Genomic DNA, 17,480 nt, shown 5'->3' on the forward strand with positions numbered 1-17,480 from the left:
CGCGCGAAACATTTGGTCCGATCCGGACCTAAACGGCGGTATTTCCCCCTGCCGCCAAAAAACCCGGTTTCCGCCCCTCACAGCGCCCTATATCTCTGTAACGGAACAACATCCCGGCCGCGCCGGGACAGGACATGAAGGGAAAAGGGGCATCCCATGCGCATTGCAATGATTGGCACCGGCTATGTCGGGCTGGTGTCCGGCGTCTGTTTTTCGGATTTCGGTCACGACGTGATCTGCGTCGACAAGGACGCCGCCAAGGTGGCGCGGCTGCAGGCGGGCGAGGTGCCGATCTATGAGCCGGGCCTGCAGGCGCTGATGGAAAAGAACGTCAGCGCCGGGCGGCTGAGCTTCACCGATGACCTGGCGGCGGCGGTCGACGGCGCCGAGGCGGTGTTCATCGCCGTCGGCACCCCGACCCGGCGCGGCGACGGCCATGCGGATCTGACCTACGTGATGGCGGCGGCCGAGGAAATCGCCGCGGCGCTGACCGGCTACACAGTGGTGGTGACCAAATCCACCGTGCCCGTGGGCACCAACCGGCAGGTGAAACAGGTGATCGCCAAGACCAATCCGCAGGCCGACTTCGACGTCGCCTCCAACCCGGAGTTCCTGCGCGAGGGCGCCGCGATCGAGGATTTCATGAAACCCGACCGGGTGGTGGTCGGGGTGCAGACCCCGCGCGCCGCCGAGGTGATGGCCGAGATCTACCGGCCGCTGTACCTGCGCGATTTCCCGATCCTGACCACGGACCTGGAAAGCGCCGAGATGATCAAATACGCTGCCAATGCGTTTCTCGCCGCCAAGATCACCTTCATCAATGAAATCGCCGGGCTCTGCGAGCGGGTCGGGGCGGACGTCAAGGAAGTCTCCCGCGGCATCGGTCTGGACGGGCGCATCGGCAACAAGTTCCTGCACGCAGGTCCCGGCTACGGCGGCTCCTGCTTTCCCAAGGACACCGCGGCGCTGGCGCGGATCGGCCAGGACCATGCCTTTCCGATGCGCATCACCGAGACGGTGATGCGGGTCAATGACGAGGTGAAGGCGCGGATGGTGGAGAAGCTGCGCGACGCCTGCGAGGGCTCCTTCAACGGCAAGACCGTGGCGGTGCTCGGCGTCACCTTCAAGCCCAACACCGACGACATGCGCGAGGCCCCCAGCCTGACCATCGTGCCCGCCCTGGTGGGCGGCGGCGCCCGCGTGCGGGTGGTCGACCCGCAGGGCCGCGCCGAGGGCGAGGCGCTGCTGCCCGGCGTCAAATGGGAAGAGGATCCCTACAAGGCGGCGCAGAATGCCGACCTGGTGGTGCTGCTGACCGAATGGAACGAGTTCCGCGCCCTCGACCTGAAGAAACTGGCGCGCAAGATGGCGCAGCCGCGCATGGCGGACCTGCGAAATATCTACTCCGCCAAGGCCGCCAAACGCGCCGGCTTCGAGACATATGTCGCGGTGGGCCGGGCTGCCGGCCAACCGGCCCAATAGGACCGGATCGGACCAAATGTTTCGCGCGCGAAACATTTGGTCACCCATGCTGACCTAAATGAGTGTCTGATATTTCTCTTTCATGCGGCCCTAAAAAGGGCTTTTCCGAAGAAAAGCCCTTGGCCTGCGGCGCGAGTATTTGGGGAAAGATGAAGGCCGACGCGGCCAGATCAGACTCTGTTCAGAGCTTTTTCAGCCAGGCCTGCAGCTCTTCCACCAGCGCGGCGCTGACGCCGGGGCCGCTGATCTCGATCTTCTGCTCGCTGGGAATATAGCCGAGGCGCACGCCTTCGGGCGCGGGCAGGGCGATCCGCTCGCCCGGCTGGGCGGCGTCCCAGTCATGCGCGCCGCGCACCCGCGGGCGGCTGACCAGCGGCTCCACCGGCGGCTTGGGGCGCGCCGCCTCCGGGGCGGGGGCCGCGTCGGTCGCTGCGCGGGGTGTCGGCACTGCGGGGTCCAGCAGGCCGGTCAGGATCGCCTGTTCCGCTTCGGGGGTGCTGCGGTCGCCCGCCTGCAGCGCCTGTCTGGCGCGGTCGGCAAAGCCCGCGTCATTCTCGATCGCGCGGGCCAGCGCCAGCCCAAGCTTCTCGCTGATCGCGGTGGGGTGGAACAGCACCGCATCCAGCGCCTCGACCAGGGTGACGAAGCTGCCGATCTTGGAGCGCTTGGCGCGGGTGGCATTTCCGAACAGCGTCTGCAGCGCATCCTTGCGGCGGCTGAACACGCCTTCGCGGCAGGCGCGCACGGCGATGCGGGCCCGCTCATAATGGCTGAGATTGACCCGGATCTCATTCTCTTCGACCATCGCCACGTAAGACGCCTCGGCGCTGCCGGGGCGGATCACCAGCGCCTTGATCGTGGCAAAGGCAGGGTCTGAAGTCTCGGCATAGAGTCTTTTCAGCGCGGTCAGGCGGCGCCAGCCGGAGATGAGACCATGGCTGCGCCCACCGGCCGGGTGCTCCAGCGGCACCACCTCGGCCGGGGTCTGCTGGCCGCGCGCCCGGATCGAGGCGATCAGCGCTTGCAGCTCCTCCTCGTCCTGTTCGATGCGGTCGCGCACCAGGTGGTTCTCGTCGATGACCTCCAGCGGCAGTTCCTGGATCATCAGCCCCTTGGCGCGGGCGGTTTCCACCACCTCCGACAATTCCTGCAAGGCCGCCTGGGCGGAGGCATCCGAGGCCACCTGGGCAATCGGCGCGGCGCCCACCGTGCGGGCCCCGCCAAGCGTCGGTCGGCCCGTCGGAGGTGGTGTCAGAAACCCGTCCTGCGCCGGGGAAAGCCGTTTGCGTTTTGCCATTGTCCTGTCCTTTGCCTCTGCCCGCCGCCCCTCTGCGGGGCTGTCATTCTAGCCTTTATTTCCTGCCGCGGCCTTAGCCGGCCGCGCGCTGCTGCGCCTCTGCCTGCAACGCCTCGCGCCGCCACACGCCGATCAGCAGTTTCTTGAAGGCGGCGTAGGTCTCGTCGAAGGTCTCGCGGCCGCGGGCGTAGGTCTCGCGGTTGAAGTCGCGGTAGTCGGCCTCGTAGATGCCCGAGACCTGCTCGCCGGCCTGGCCGATCAGGGCGGTGTAATCCTGCTTGTGCGGCGACAGGACCCGGCCCATGTAGGCCTGCATCAGCGCGGCAAGCTCGCCCTGCTGGGCGCCGTCGTAGCGGGTGATGACGGTGCGCACCGCATCCCATTCAAACGCCAGCCCCGGCCGGCCGAGGGCGCGCGCGGCGAGGTTCTCGCCTTCTTCGATCGAGGCAAAGGTGGAGTGCAGCATGTCAAAGAAGCGGCCCGTCGAGTCGAACTCGAGGAAGGACGCGCCCATCGGCACCAGGAGGATGTCGGCGGCCGAAAGCCCGTTGATGGTGAGGTAGCCAAGCGCGGGCGGCGTGTCGATGAAGATCACGTCGTATTGCTCCAGCACGCCGTCGGCCTCCAGCCGCTCGGTCAGCGCGTCCCACAGCTTCCACGAGCGCGCCGCCATCCGCCAGACCGGGATCTGGAACTCGGCCCAGTAGAGGTTCAGCTGGGCGCCGATGAGGTCGATGTTGGGCCAGTGGGTGTTCTGGATCACATCGGCGGCGGTCATCTCCATCGCCGCGTCCAGTGCGGCGTCGAGCGGTTGCGGGGCATCGCCGCGGTCGAGCCGGCGCTGGTTCTCCAGCCGCAGATGCTCGCCGTAGTGGCGCGCGAGCAGCGGGAAGGCGGTCTGCCATTCGTCCTCCACCTTGCCGCCGAAGATCGAGGTCATCGAGCCCTGGCTGTCAAGGTCGATCACCAGCACCTTGTAGCCGTCGAGCGCCGCCGACATCGCCAGATGCGCCGCGGTCGAGGTCTTGCCGACGCCGCCCTTGAAGTTGGCCACCGCCACCATCTTGGCGGGCAGCCCCTCGGGGCGGTAGGGCAGGTAGTCCTTGGCCTTGGAGCCCTGGGCGGCGAAGAAGGCGCGCAGCCGCAGCACCTCGTCCAGCGTGAACCACTTGGCGCCGCCCTCGGTTTCGGAGCGGCCCTGCGGCAGATCCGGGTTGGCCTTCAGCACGCGGCGGAAATGGGCCTGGGCGACGGGGATCAGGTAGCGGGTGATTTCCCAGGTCGAGAACAGCCGCAGCTCCTTGCGACCCTCCTCGTTGAGGCCGCGGCTGGCGAGGTCGGCGCGCCCCTGGGCACAGGCGGCGGCGATCTCGGCAAAGCCTGCGGTGCTGGTGGGCGCATCCAGATCCGCGAGTGCGCTGTCGGGATCGATGCTGAAATAGGGCGGCAGGGAGCTGCCGGGTTTTGCGCTGTCTTTCCTGTGGATATCGCGTGCCATGAAGATCTGCCTGTTGTGATCGGACCGGGGTCTCTGCGCCCCTGGCTGGTGCTGCGTCCGCGTTGATGTGCTGCCTTTTTCGGATAATACCCAAAAACACCGCACATGGAAGAGATATGCGCACAGGATTCGATTTTTCTAAGCAAATCTGTCGGTTGCAGCCGGGTGTTTTGGGCTGATCTGGGGGGGCTGAAAAAAATCTGCCCTGTTATTTATGAGTTATTTCTAGTTAAGGCAGTCGGGCAGCGGCTGGAAAGCCCTTTTTTCCTTGGCTTTGCGGCGGGGATTTTTCATCGACGTGACTCTGAAACCCCGATGAAATGAATCCAAACCCCCGAGCGGGTGACTCTGATCCCCCGTTGCCCGGGCTTGTGGATAACCTTAGGGTGAGCGTAATCAAAACCACGAAAAATGAGTCGCCCAGGATCGGCAGAAATCCAGCGGCCGGCAGAGCAGATACGGGCAGGCTAAAATGGCAGCAGAGCTGACAGCGGACGGGATTCCGCCGGAAGGGCAGGGGGATTTTTTCCTCTGCGACATCTTCGGGGCGATCCCCAAGAACGACCTGGTGTCGATGGAACACCCGCTGTTCTCGCTCAGCACCCGGCCCGACCGGCGCATCCTGAACTACCAGCACAACGGTGCCGAGATCACCGTGACGCCCTCGGTCAAGGGGCTGGCGACGATCCACGACAAGGACATCCTGATCTTCTGCATCAGCCAGCTGATGGCGGCGCTGAATGCCGGGCGGCAGGTCAGCCGGACCTTGCACCTGAAGGCGCATGACCTCCTGGTGGCCTGCAACCGCGAGACCTCGGGTGATGCCTACCGCCGCCTGCGCGAGGCCTTCGAGCGGCTGGCGGGCACCCGCATCACCACCAACATCATGACCGGCGGCCACGAGGTGACGACCGGCTTCGGGCTGATCGAGAAATGGGAGATCGTGCGCAAGGCCCGCGGTGGCAAGATGGTCAGCGTGGCGGTGACCCTGTCGGACTGGCTGTACCGGGCGGTGCTGTCGAAATCGGTGCTGACGCTGAGCCGCGATTACTTCCGGCTGCGCAAGCCGCTGGAGCGGCGCATCTACGAGCTGGCGCGCAAGCATTGCGGACGGCAGAACAGCTGGCAGGTCTCGGTCGAGGTGCTGCTGAAGAAATCCGGCTCCGCCTCGCCGCGGCGGGTGTTCCGCAAGATGATCCGCGACATGATCGAGGCCCAGCCGCTGCCCGATTACGCGCTGGAGGAGCTGGAGGGCGACGTGATCCGCTTTACCCAGAAGGCGGCGGTCACCGAGGCGGCGCTGAACGCGCCCAGCCTGAAACCTGCCACGCTGGAGGAGGCGCGGGCGCTGATGCCCGGCGCCGATGCCTATGCGCTGGAGGCCGAGTGGCGTGCCATGTGGGCCCGCTCCGGCGCGCCTAGGCTGCGGCGGCCGGATGCGGCCTTCCTTGGCTGGGTCAGGAAACGCCTGACGTCATAGCCGTCCCGTCCTCTCTCTCCCGTCCTCGCTCCCGGTCTGACCCGCTGCCCCCGTGGCCCGTCAGCATATAGGTCAGTCATATTGACCCAATGTTTCGCGCGCGAAACATTGGGTCCGAAGCGGACCTTTTGGGGCGGTTGGAGGCGCCGTGTCATGAACTGTCGCGGAGGGGGCCAAGATCAGGCCCGCCCTGGCCAGTGGCAGCCGGGACGGGCCGGGACAGGCTGCGGCGCTCCCCCCGGGGCCGCGGCCTGGTGGGTAGCGGCTTCCCCCTAGCCGCTGCCTTCCTTCAACGCCTGTGACATGCTGGCCAGAACCGGGCTGATCAGGTAGTCGGCCAGGGTCTGGCGGCCGGTCTCGATCATCGCCTGGGCGGGCATGCCGGGCAGGGCGCGCACATTGGGCAGGGCGGCCAGTTCTGCCTCCGGGATACGGATATGCACCGGGTAATAGGCCTGGCCGGTACTGGCATCGACACTGCTGCCGGCCGCCACCATCACCACCTCGCCCTTGACCGGCGGGGTGGAGCGGAAGCTGTAGGCGGTGAGCTGCACCCGCGCCTGGCTGCCCATCGCCACCTCGTCGATGTCGGCCACCGCCACGCGGGTTTCGACCAAGAGGCCGGCGTCCTCGGGCATCAGCTCCAGCAGGGTCTGGCCCGGTTCCACCACCTGGCCCAGGGTGTTGATGTTCAGCCCCACGACCCGGCCATCGCGCGGCGCGCGGATGGTCTGGCGTTCGGCCACGTCCCAGGTGGCATCCAGCCGCTGGCGCAGGTCGAGCAGGCGTTCCTGCACCTCCTGGCTTTCGGCGGCGATGCGGGCGGCGCGGTCGCGCCCGGCCTGCAGCTGCCGTTCCCGCATCTCGCCGATGCGTTCCAGCACGTTGCCGCGGTCGCTTTCCAGTGTGCCGAGGGTGCCGATCAGCCCGCTCTGCTGCATCTGCCGCTGGCTGATGCGGGTCTTGGGCACCAGCCCCTTCTCGAACAATCCGATCAGATCGCCCAGTTCCTCCTGCACCAGCGCCAGCTGTTCCTCGGTGGCCTGGATGCGGGCATCGCGGCCCTTGAGCTGGTCATTGAGCTGGGTGATGCGGGTCTGGATGATGTCCATCTGGCCCTGGTGCAGCGCCCGGTTGGAGATCAGCAGGTCCCGCTGCACCGCCACCAGCTGCGCCAGCGCCGGGGTGCGGGCGATCAGTGCCGCCAGTTCCGGATCGGCGGGCAGCTCGGTCTGGTCCGCCTGTTCCGCCGCCAGCCGGGCCTGCTGCGCCAACAGGCTGGCCAGCTGGCCGTTCAGGATGGCCAGCTGCGCCTGCACCCGGCGGCCATCGAGCCGGGCGATCACCTGGCCCTCGCGGACCCGGTCGCCCTCGGCCACGTTCAGCTCGCGCAGGATGCCGCCTTCGTAATGCTGCACCGCCAGCCGGTCACCGACCACGTTGAAGGCCCCCGCCGCCACCACCGCGCTGGTCAGCTCGGCCCGGCTGGCCCAGACCACCAGCCCGCCGAACAGGCCGAAGCCGCAGACCACCAGCCACAGCACCAGCTGGCGCACCCGGGTAGGCGGATGTCTGGGCAGCGCCACCTCGGGCGGGTCGGAGCGGGGCATCAGGTTGCGAAAGCCCGCGGGCGTCGTCGCGGCACCGGTTTCGGGGCGCGCGGCCGGGGTGCGGGTCTCGGGATCGACCAGGCTCATGCGCTGTCTCCTTCTCTGCGGGGGGCGTCCGCGGCGTCCGGGGTCTCCGGGGCCGCCCGCGTGTCGCTGTTGCGGTGGCGGAAGGGGGCGATCTTGGGATCGCCATGGGCGCGGGCCGGGGTCATGGGCTGGGCGGCCGCCTCGATCACCTGGCGGGCCTCGCCGAAGCGCATGAGGCGGCCCTCCTGCAACAGCGCCGCATGGCTGACCCGGCGCAAGAGGCTGATCCGGTGGGTCACCGCCACCACCACCGCGCCGCGGGCGCAGGCGGCCTCGATGGCGCGGGCCAGCGCCTCTTCGCCCTCGGGATCGAGATTGGCGTTGGGCTCGTCCAGCACAATGAGCTTGCGGTTGCCGAAGAAGGCGCGCGCGAGGCCGATGCGCTGGCGCTGCCCGGCCGAGAGGAACTCGCCGCGCGGGCCGACCTCGGCGTTGTAGCCGCCGGGCAGGGCGAGGATCATCTCATGCACCTGGGCGAGCTTGGCCGCCGCCACCACGTCGGAGGGCCGGGCGTCCGGGTCCATCAGCGCGATGTTCTCCGCCACGGTGCCCTGGAACAGCTCGACCCGCTGCGGCAGGAAGCCGATATACTGGCCGATCTGTGCCGGATCCCAGTCGGTGAGCGCGGCATCGTCGATGCGGATGTGGCCGCGCAGCAGCGGCTGCAGCCCGGCCAGCGCATGGGCCAGCGTGGTCTTGCCCGCACCGGAGGGGCCGATCAGCCCCAGCGACTGGCCCGGCTGCAGCGCCAGGGTGATGTCCAGCAGCACCGGATCGCTCCGCCCCGGCAGCGCCACGGTGGCGCCTTCCACGGACAGGCGGCCTTCCGGGGCAGGCAGGGGCAGCCGTTCGGGCGCCTGGTCGAGATGCGCCAGCAGGGTGTTCAGCCGCCCATGGGCGCCGCGCGCCTTGAGAAAGGCGCGCCAGCCGGAGATCGACTGTTCCACCGGCGCCGCGGCGCGGCCCAGCAGGATCGAGGCGGCGATCATCAGCCCCGGCGACAGCTGGTTGTTGATCACCAGCACCACGCCGACGCCCAGCACCGCGATCTGCAGCCCCATGCGCACCGCCTTGGCCAGCGAGGTCATCAGCGCCACCCGGTCGGTGGCCAATGTGTTGAAGACCAGCGCCGAGAAGGCCTTGAGCTGCCAGCGCCGGATCATCGGCGCGGTCTTGCCCATGGCATGGATGAGGCCCGCGTTCTGCATCATCTCGGCCACCGCGGCATTGGTCTCGGTGGCCTGTTTCGCGGCCGTGTCCATCGGTTTGCGGGCCATGAGTTCGTTCAGCAGCGCCAGCGTGAACAGCACCGCGATGCCGACCAGCGCCACCAGCCCCAGCACCGGGCTGAACAGGAAGATCAGCGCCAGGAAGACCAGCGACCAGGGCGCGTCCAGCAGCGCCAGGAACACCGGGCTGGTGACGAAGCCCCGCAGGTCCTGGATGTCGCGGATCGGCTCGGAGCGCGCCAGCGCGGGCGGCAGCGGGGTGTCGATCATGCCCTCCAGCACGGCCGGGCTGAGCCGCGCCTCGAGGCGGGATCCGAGCCGCGCCACCAGGCGCTGGCGGATCATGTCGAACAGAAAGAAGAACACCAGCGCGATTGCGGCGCCGGTGGTCAGGGCTATCAAGGTTGGAATGCTGCCCGAGGCCATGACCCGGGCAAACAGTTGCAGCATGTAGAGCGGCGCTGTCAGGACAAGGAGATTTACAAAGATGCTGGCCGTGAAAATGGCGGCAAGCACCCCCCGTTGCCCGTCAAATACCCGTTTTACCTTCATTGTCGTAGCCCCCCGGCTGCACGAAGTGAAGTTGTGAAATCTGGAGAACAGCGCCCTGGTCCAAGGATGCAATCCTTGGCCGGGGACCAAATCGCTGTCCTGAACCAGGGCTGGGCGGGCCCGGGGTTTCCCCCGGATCCGCCGTTCCTATGGCTCAGACGGCTTCCGGACCCCAGATGTTGACGTAGCTGTCGTCAAAGCCGGTGTCCGAGGTCAGCACCCGGATCGCCTCGTAGGATCCGGCATCGCCGGTGGTCACCGCGTTGATGCCCACGCCGCCGATCGGGATCGCGTCCTGGCCGAGCGAGGTGAACGGGGCCTCGCGGCCGGTCAGGCCGAGGATGTTCACCGTGGCGCCGCCTGCGCTGATCAGCGTGTCGGTGCCATTGTCGGTGACGGTGGCGCCGCCGCCGTCCAATGCGGCAAAGGCATCCTGCGCCGAGGTTCCCAGGCCGCCGCCCACATTGGTGACACGGAACAGCACCACATCGTGATCCTGGTCGATATCCATGTCCTTGATGGTGTCGTTGCCATCGGTGGAGGAGAAGCTGCTGCCATCCCAGATCAGGTCGATGATGAAGACATCCTTGCCGTCGCCGCCGGTGAGGCAATCATCGCCTGCGCCGCCTTTCAGCCAGTCATTGTAGTCACCGGCCCCGCCGAACAGCGTGTCGTTGCCGTCGCCGCCATCGAGGAAGTCACCGCCGGTGCCACCGTCGAGGAGGTCATCGCCGTTCTCGCCATAGAGGCAGTCGCGGTCGGCATCGCCGTTCAGCGTGTCATTGCCTTCGCCACCCTGCAGCACGTCCTTGCCGTTGCCGCCATGGACCAGGTCCTCGCCATCGTTGCCATCGAGGAAGTCGTCGCCATTGTCGCCCTTGACGGTGTCGTTGCCATTGCCGCCGTGACCGACGTCATTGCCATCGCCGCCGCAGAGCTTGTCGCGACCGTCGCCACCGTACATGGTGTCGTTGCCGTCATCCCCGTACAGCTTGTCCCGGCCGTTCTCGCCGAAGAGCCGGTCATGGTCATCGCCCCCTTTCAGGGTGTCGTTGCCATTGTCGCCATAAAGCGTGTCATTGCCGGCATCGCCCTTGACGCAGTCGTCTCCCTCGTCGCCGTCGAGCACGTCATTGCCCTTGCGGCCGGAGAGCCGGTCGTTGCCGTCGCCGCCATGGCCGTGGTCATGACCGCGCCCGCCGATGATGACGTCATTGCCGCCCTCGCCGAACATGGTGTCATTGCCGGAGCCGCCGCGGATGCGGTCATTGCCGTCCTCGCCGCCATCTTCGGGCGTGTAGCAATCGGGGCAGTCGACCTCTTTCAGACCGGCGGTATCGGCATGCAGCGTCGCCGGCGGGCTGTCCTCGTCGTCGTCGCAGCAATCCCAGTCGATGTTGTAGCCATGCTCATCGTCGCCGAGGTTGGTGCCGCTGTCGCCGAAGATCAGGTCGCCCTGGGCGCCGCCTTCGAGCACGTCGTTGTTGGACCCACCGCGCATGGTGTCATGACCGGCGCCACCGTTGACGTCATCGCGGCCTGCGCCGCCATCCATCAGGTCGTCGCCGCGGCCACCCTGCATCAGGTCGTTGTCGGCTTCACCGAACATGGTGTCATTGCCGCCCTGGCCGTCCATGGTGTCGTTGCCGTCACCACCCAGCATGCAGTCGTCGCCGTCGACCTGCTCGTCCTTGTTGCCGGTGCCGCTGTCGGCGCCGAAGTCGAGGTCATCGTTCTGCGACTGGCGCTCGTCACCGAACATCTCGTCGTCACCGCTGCCGCCGATGACCAGGTCATCGCCGAGGCCGCCGGCCATGCGGTCGTTGCCGCCCTGGCCATGCATGCGGTCGTTGCCGCCGCGGCCGTACATGGTGTCGTCGCCGTCATAGCGGGTCTCGCCGGACTGGCCGTTGTCGCCCCACATGCAGTCGTCGCCGCCTTCGCCGTCCATGCAGTCGTCGCCAAGCTCACCATAGAGGTAGTCGCCGCCATCACCGCTGCCGTCGCCGAGGCCGCCTTCGTCGCCGAAGATCACGTCGTCGCCGGTGCCGCCGAACACGCTGTCGATGTTCTCGCCGCCCAGCAGCGTGTCGTTGCCGGTTTCGCCGTCGATGTAGTCGCAGCCTTCCTCGCCGTCGATCCAGTCGTCGCCGTCATCGCGGGGATCGGCCGGGTTGCCGATGCCATCGGCGTTGCCGCCGAACAGGTAGTCATTGCCGGAGCCGCCGCGGATGTCGTCATGGCCGTTCTGACCTTCGATGTAATCCTGGCCCTCTTCGCCATCGAGGCGGTTGTTGCGCTCGTTGCCGTAGATCGCGTCATCGCCGTGCCCGGCCGAGGCATTGTCGCCGGCGTCGTGATCGTTGAGGTCGATCACATTGCCGTCGGTGCCGCCCCATTCGGTGGTGCCGTCGTTGTAGTCGGGATCGAACTTGTTGTCGCTGAACCGGATATCGCAGGTCGGGTCACAGACATCCCAATCGGGGTTAAAGTCCTTCTTACCCATGGTAAACTTCCTCCTCGTTAACTCTGTGGGGCCGGGCTGCGGGCGGCTGCCCGTTCCGTCCCCCGCCTGCGCCGCGACCGCGGACTGCGGCTGGCGCAAAAAGGCGAAACAATGCCTTCCGGTGGTATTGCAGCCCAGATACCGGGTCTGCGCTGCCCCCAAATGGGGACAAATTCAGGGCTTTATCTGGCGTCGCTGCGCCAGATCAGCTGCCCGTCGGCCAGCAGCTGGCCAAGGTCCTGTGCTGCCTCCAGCAGCGGCGCGTGGTACCAGGCGCCGGCCATCAGCGCCGCACCCGCCAGAAGCGCTGTCGCCAGCGCCCCCCGCCAGCGACGGCGCGGTCTCGGCGCCGCCTGCGCCAGCGCCTCGGTGACCGCAGCCTTCAGAACCGGTTCGAATTCGATGCGGAGCGCCCCTTCCATCCGGTTCACCGCCTCTTCCAGCTGGTCGATGCGGGCGCTGAGCGCGCTGCGGTCGGCGGCCGCCTTGGCGGCCTGCTGCGTCCCCAGCCCGTCGTTGAGGGTGGTGAACATCTCGGCGATGCGCTTGTGCAGCGCCACCAGGTCGGCCTGGGTGGCCAGCGGCAGGGCGTCGCCGCCGCCCTGACGCAGCGCGGTGGCGATCTGCGCCAGCACCGCGGCGCTGAGCCGCGGCGGCTCGGCGCGGCGCTCCGGCTGCGGCGGCTGGCCCTCCGACGCGTCGGCCGCGTCGACCGGGCGCTGTGCGCGCGGCTGCTTTGCGGTCGGATCCGGGCTTTGTGCCCGTGCTTGTCCGGTGGTCGTCTCCGCGGGCTGCGCCGCGCCGGTCGGGCCGGGCGGGCCTGAGGGCGGGGTGGCCGCAGCCGAGGTGGCGGCGGCGGCAGCGGCGGGGCTTCCGGCCGGGGCCGGCGGGCCCTGCACCGGGGCTTCGAGCGTCAGCTTGTTCATGACGCTCTCCCCAGCGAGGCCTGCCAGGTCAGCCGCTGCGCCATCTCGGCGCGGCCTCCGACCTGCATCTTGGCCAGCACCCGCTTGGCATAGGTGTTGAAGGTCTGCTCCTTGAGGCCGGCGATATGCGCCGCCTCGCGGTTGGTCAGCCCGAGCTGGATCAGCGCCGCCACCCGCGCCTCGCAGGGCGACAGCCCCATCTTCTGGGCCAGCATCTCGATGCGGCGGCGGTCAGGCTGGCGCGGCAGGATCGCCACCACCAGCGGCTGGTCGGCGCCGCCGCAGCGATAGCGGGTCAGCGACACCGGCAGCCGCATGCCGCTGTGGCGGTCCTCGAGGAATAGGATCAGCTCGCGCGGGCCGGTGGCCGGGCCGCGGCGCGAGCGGGCGCATTCGGCCACCGCCGCGTAGAACCCGGCGGTCTCGCCCGGTCTGGCACAGCTGAGCCGCCCGCCGCTGTCGCTGAGCAGATCGCCGGCGTCGAGCATGTCGCGGCCGGATTCATTGCTATGCAGCAGCTGCCCGGCGCCATCCAGCACCAGCACCGCCGCGTCGGTCTTCTTGGAGATGGTCCACAGCAGTGCGCTGGTCACCGCCGCCTGGGTCTCGCCTGCGAGCGCGCGCAGCGTGTCCTCGCGCAGCACCGGCCAGATCGCCTGCAGGATGTCGCCGCAATGGCCGTCATGTGGACCGCCATCCAGGTGCAGCGCGATCAGATCCTCGCTGCCGTCTTCGAAACCATGGGAAAACAACGCCCAGCCGGGGGCCGTCAGCAGCTGGTCGGCCAGCGCCTGGGGCAGCCGGGTTGCCAGCATATGCGCGGCGCGGCCTCCGGGCTGACGCCGCTGCAACTGTCCGGCGGCACCGGGGTGCAACAGCCGCCGCAGCGCCGCTCCGGCGCTGTCCGGGCAGGCGCCCCCCAGCGGTTCGGCGCTGGTCAGCACCGGGGCCCGCCGGTGGCCGGGCTGCACCAGTGCAACCTGTGTCAGAGAAGAGATCTGTCGTTGAAGTGCTTTCGAGTATACCAAACTGCCCGTCTGTGCGACGGCCCCATTCAACACAACCATGTTGCCCCCCGGCATGACATAATGAATATCCTCAAGGTAGCACGGTGGCCCGAAGGGCAAACCGGGCAGAGGGGGTACGCCGAAGGCAGAGGCGGCGGCAGGCAGCCGTGCCGCCGGGCCGGGGGATTACTACCATGGGGGTATTCCGGGGTCGGCAGAGCGCACGATTCTACGCCCTCGAAGTTGTCCGAAACGAAAATAGACTTTGCCTAGAATTGCGAAGATGCCGTCGAAACATTGCGTTTCCACTTTTGCCACAATGGCGCGCGCTGTGGCGGCCCCGCGCGGATTGTTCGTGAAAACAAGGCTCTACCCCGGTTCCTGCGCCGGGGTCCGGGCCGAAGGGGTAAAAAGCCCTGCGCCGGGAGGCGAAGTTTCTTAACAATAAAGGATAGATTCGCTAGGGTTTATTCACCGCAATGCGCACCAGAAGTGTTTGAGCACCCATCTGCGCGGCCCGGCCCGTTCTGTTTTTTCCAGGCGTGTTCTTTTTTTGTCACGATCCGGAAACGGCACTGCTCCGGCGGTGCCGGGGCACTGGGCAGCAGTTGGGAAAGGGAGTTCCAGGGAGCGTGGACGCATTGCGCAGAACAGCCGGGCCGCGGGGGCGGGCGGCTGGCATAACAGCGCTCCTGGGGGACGGGCCGGACTGCAGTCCGACCGTGTTACGAGTAAAGGAGTTTTTTTATGCCTGTTCACATCGTGGGGGAAAGCAGGCTTCTCAGGGACATGTTTCTGACCATCTGTGAAGCACATGATTATGACACCGGACAGTGCTGCGGCACCCTGGCGGAGCTGCCACCGCTGCCGCAGCAGGACCTGGTTCTTTTTTACAGCCACGACACCGGCGCCGGGCTGGAGGCGGCGCTGCAGGGGTTTCGCGCCCGCAATGGCGCGGTGCATCTGATCCTGATCACCGGCGATGATTGCCCGCCGCCGGTGCAGGCGGGCTTCAGCCGCTACGCCGAGGCGGTGATCCCGGAACGCAAATCCGCCGATGCGCTGATCGCCGCCGTGCAAGTTGTGCAGGATGGCTATCGCATCGTGCTGCCGGACTGCGCGCTCGAGGACAAGCTCGGCAACCCGGCGGAGCACCCGCAGCCCGCCGCCGCCACCCCCTGTCGCAACGGCCCGGCGGTCCCGGAGAGAGAGAGGAACGGGGCGTCGCGCGGCGGCCATGGGCTGTCGGACCGCGAGCAGCTGGTGCTGGCCAAGCTGACCGAAGGCGCCACCAACAAGAGCATCGCCAACGAGCTGGGCATCTGCGAGGCGACGGTGAAAGTGCATCTGCGCACCTGCTTCCGCAAGATCGGCGCCAAGAACCGCACCCAGGCCGCGCTCTGGGCCTCGGAGCGGCTGTCACCACCAACCCCCCATTAGCCCGGACCGGCCCGGAGCGGCAGGCCCCCGCCGGGAGGCGGGGCTGATTGCCCGGCCGGGGAGAGCGGGCGGGATCCGGCTGCACGCCGGGCACACGACCGCGGTCCGACAGCGGGCCGCGGCATCCTGAGGGGCCAGTCTGATGAGCCTGCGCGCAGAGGGGCCTGAGAGGCGCTGCTCGGGCCGCGCAGGCCCAGGTGATCGAGGATCAGTTGATCTTCGAGATCGCCAGGTGGGTGAGCTTGCTGTTGGCCGCCTTTTCCTGGTCGAGGATGGAGGTCAGCAGGTCATGCGCTTCTTCGTGGCCCAGCTCCTTGGCCCATTCGCGCAAGGTGCCGTAGCGGGCGATCTCGTAATGCTCGACCGCCTGGCAGGCGGCGATCAACGCGGCGTTCTTGCCGTCGCCGGTGGCTTCCTTCATCAGCCCTTCGGTTTCCTTGATCAGCCCCTCGATGGCATCGCATTTCTCGCCCGAGGGTTCTTCGCCGAGGGATTTGAACACTTTCTTCAGCGTCTCGACCTGGCCCTTGGTCTCTTCCAGATGCTCGTCGATGGCATCCTTCAGCGGCTTGCCATTGGCCGCTTCCCGAACTTCCGGCAGCGATTTCACGAGCTTGTTTTCGGCGTAGTAGATGTCCTGAAGGGTGTGCAGGAACACGTCGTTCAGCGTCTTCATGAGTAGATCCTCTCTGACAGGTTGCGCCCGTGGGGCGGGGTCGGGGCAGGGGCACCAAACGCTTGTGCGTGACAGGCCGGGGCGGCGCGCGCCGGGGGGGCGGGGCAATCCGGCAGGGGGCACGGCGCCGGGGGCTGGATGCGGGGTGCTCCTTTGGTCTGACAACAACGGGCCGTTGCTGGCCCGTGACGGACAAACGCGCCGCCCCCCGCTGCCGTTCCCTGAAATCATCCGCCCGAGGCGCGGGGATCCGCCGCCGCGGGACCCGCGCGCGCCAGCGGTCCGGCGCGCCGATCGGGGCGGTCGCCGGGAATTTCCCTTGGTTAGACCCTGTTGCGCGGCGTTTCCGGTTCGGATCCCGGGGCGCCGTGGCGTGGTCCGGACGGTGATCTGCGGTGCTGCCGGTTAGATCTGGATATGCCGCGCCTGAGGTACGAGTGAATTGATCCGGGCGATATGCTCTGGCAGGCAGCGGCTGAGGAAATCGTATTTTTCCAGCACATGAGCGCGGGCATTGGGCCCCAGGTGGGCGTAATCGCCGGGGTTGGCGAGCACATCCGCCACCTGGTCGGCGAGCTTCTCGGGGCTGAAGAAATCCACCAGCAGGCCGGTCTCGCCATGGCTGATCGCCTCGCGCACCGGGGCCACGTCGGCGCCCACCACCGTTGCCTGCATCGCCATCGCCTCCAGAAGCGACCAGCTGAGCACGAAGGGCATAGTGAGATAGATGTGGCAGGAGCTCAGCTGGATGATGCGGCAGAGATCCGGGTAGGGCACCTTGCCGAGGAAATGCACCCGGCTCCAGTCGACGCTGTCGCCGAGTTCCTCCTCCATCTCGCCGCGCAAGCCCCCGGGGTGCTTGCTTTCGGCGCCATAGGAAGTGTCATTGCCGCCGATCATCAGCACGCGCGCATTGGGGCGCTGCGCCTGAAGGCGCGGCAGCGCGCGCATCATGATGTGAAAGCCGCGGGCGCGTTCCATGTTGCGGGCGATATAGGTGACCACCTCGTCCTCGCCGGTGAGCGCGCGCCCGAGCCGCCCCAGCCCGATGCTGGCCTTGGGGTCGGGGCCGAGCCGGTCGGCGCGGATGCCGTCATGGCAGAGATACATGCGGTCGTGGAAGGAGGCCGGGAAGCGGTCGCGCTGCCAGGCGGTGGGCACATGGCCGAGGTCGACCTGCTCGATGCTGACATAGGGCACCGCGTTGCGGGATTCGGCGAAGAAATAGGCCTGGTCGTTGGCCGGGTTCTCCGGGTCAAACCCCACCAGGCCGCCGCTGGTGCGGTAGAAATATTCAAAGAAGCCGATGATCGGCACATCCGGGTAGGGGTCTTTCATGTACAACAGCTCGCCCCAGCCGGTGTGGCCGATGATGATGTCCGGGGTAAATCCCGCATCCCGCAGCTGCCGCGCCGCCAGCGCCGCCCCCAGCCCCGCGCCCGCCGCCGCCTCCCAGTCGCGGCTGAGGCCGAAGGCGTCCTTGTCCGGGCTGTGAAAGGGTTTGTAGGTGGCGGTCTTGATGCCCGGCAGATGGACATCGTTGCGCTGGGTCAGAAAGACGATCTCATGGCCGCCCTGGGCTGCCAGCCAGGGGGCCAGCTCCCGGTACTGGCCGGGCATGTTCTGGTGCACAAACAGAATTTTCATGGCAGCAGGATTGCCGGGTCGCGCGCCGCTGCGCAAGGGCTGC

At 67.6% G+C, this 17,480-nt stretch carries 13 protein-coding genes; 4 read left to right on the forward strand and 9 right to left on the reverse strand.

The window, feature by feature from the left end; all coding sequences use genetic code 11:
* Window positions 1–156: 156 nt before the first annotated feature.
* Entirely contained in the window at window positions 157–1,482 is a 1,326-nt protein-coding gene (locus ACZ52D_RS20240) for a UDP-glucose dehydrogenase family protein (RefSeq protein ID WP_464443831.1), read from the forward strand.
* Window positions 1,483–1,663: 181 nt separating this feature from the next.
* Here ACZ52D_RS20240 and ACZ52D_RS20245 read toward each other — a convergent pair whose 3' ends face one another.
* Both ACZ52D_RS20245 and ACZ52D_RS20250 read right to left on the reverse strand, forming a co-directional pair.
* Window positions 1,664–2,779 (reverse strand): ParB/RepB/Spo0J family partition protein, encoded by a 1,116-nt coding sequence (locus ACZ52D_RS20245; RefSeq protein WP_464443832.1) that lies wholly within the window; start codon window positions 2,777–2,779, stop codon window positions 1,664–1,666.
* A gap of 73 nt (window positions 2,780–2,852) precedes the next feature.
* Window positions 2,853–4,277: an AAA family ATPase gene (locus ACZ52D_RS20250; protein WP_464443762.1), complete on the reverse strand. Its 1,425-nt coding sequence runs from the start codon at window positions 4,275–4,277 to the stop codon at window positions 2,853–2,855.
* Between the two features lie 105 nt (window positions 4,278–4,382).
* Here ACZ52D_RS20250 and ACZ52D_RS20255 point away from each other — a divergent pair, with 105 nt between their 5' ends.
* Together ACZ52D_RS20255 and ACZ52D_RS20260 are read left to right on the forward strand one after the other, a co-directional pair.
* The gene (locus tag ACZ52D_RS20255; protein WP_464443763.1) at window positions 4,383–4,601 is read left to right on the forward strand and encodes a hypothetical protein; all 219 of its coding nucleotides are present in this window, start codon (window positions 4,383–4,385) and stop codon (window positions 4,599–4,601) included.
* 148 nt (window positions 4,602–4,749) lie between these two features.
* The gene (locus ACZ52D_RS20260; protein ID WP_417475719.1) at window positions 4,750–5,757 is read left to right on the forward strand and encodes a replication initiator protein A; all 1,008 of its coding nucleotides are present in this window, start codon (window positions 4,750–4,752) and stop codon (window positions 5,755–5,757) included.
* A 272-nt stretch (window positions 5,758–6,029) separates the two neighbouring features.
* Here ACZ52D_RS20260 and ACZ52D_RS20265 read toward each other — a convergent pair whose 3' ends face one another.
* From ACZ52D_RS20265 to ACZ52D_RS20285, 5 genes are all read right to left on the reverse strand, one after another.
* Window positions 6,030–7,454, reverse strand: coding sequence for an HlyD family type I secretion periplasmic adaptor subunit (locus ACZ52D_RS20265; protein WP_464443764.1), 1,425 nt, complete (start codon window positions 7,452–7,454; stop codon window positions 6,030–6,032).
* On the reverse strand, window positions 7,451–9,235 hold the full coding sequence (locus tag ACZ52D_RS20270; protein WP_464443765.1) for a type I secretion system permease/ATPase: 1,785 nt from the start codon (window positions 9,233–9,235) through the stop codon (window positions 7,451–7,453). Before ACZ52D_RS20270 ends, ACZ52D_RS20265 begins: the two co-directional genes overlap by 4 nt.
* 154 nt (window positions 9,236–9,389) lie before the next feature.
* Entirely contained in the window at window positions 9,390–11,741 is a 2,352-nt protein-coding gene (locus ACZ52D_RS20275; protein WP_464443766.1) for a calcium-binding protein, read from the reverse strand.
* A 182-nt stretch (window positions 11,742–11,923) separates the two neighbouring features.
* Entirely contained in the window at window positions 11,924–12,667 is a 744-nt protein-coding gene (locus ACZ52D_RS20280) for a hypothetical protein (RefSeq protein WP_464443767.1), read from the reverse strand.
* The gene (locus tag ACZ52D_RS20285; protein ID WP_464443768.1) at window positions 12,664–13,734 is read right to left on the reverse strand and encodes a helix-turn-helix transcriptional regulator; all 1,071 of its coding nucleotides are present in this window, start codon (window positions 13,732–13,734) and stop codon (window positions 12,664–12,666) included. Before ACZ52D_RS20285 ends, ACZ52D_RS20280 begins: the two co-directional genes overlap by 4 nt.
* 687 nt (window positions 13,735–14,421) lie before the next feature.
* Here ACZ52D_RS20285 and ACZ52D_RS20290 point away from each other — a divergent pair.
* Window positions 14,422–15,114, forward strand: a complete 693-nt coding sequence (locus tag ACZ52D_RS20290; RefSeq protein WP_464443769.1) for a response regulator transcription factor — start codon at window positions 14,422–14,424, stop codon at window positions 15,112–15,114.
* Between the two features lie 208 nt (window positions 15,115–15,322).
* Here ACZ52D_RS20290 and ACZ52D_RS20295 read toward each other — a convergent pair whose 3' ends face one another.
* The gene (locus tag ACZ52D_RS20295; RefSeq protein ID WP_369928618.1) at window positions 15,323–15,790 is read right to left on the reverse strand and encodes a YciE/YciF ferroxidase family protein; all 468 of its coding nucleotides are present in this window, start codon (window positions 15,788–15,790) and stop codon (window positions 15,323–15,325) included.
* A 405-nt stretch (window positions 15,791–16,195) separates the two neighbouring features.
* Window positions 16,196–17,437: a glycosyltransferase family 4 protein gene (locus tag ACZ52D_RS20300; RefSeq protein ID WP_417475728.1), complete on the reverse strand. Its 1,242-nt coding sequence runs from the start codon at window positions 17,435–17,437 to the stop codon at window positions 16,196–16,198.
* Window positions 17,438–17,480: the final 43 nt, after the last annotated feature.

This window comes from Leisingera sp. S2M4, assembly GCF_055398055.1.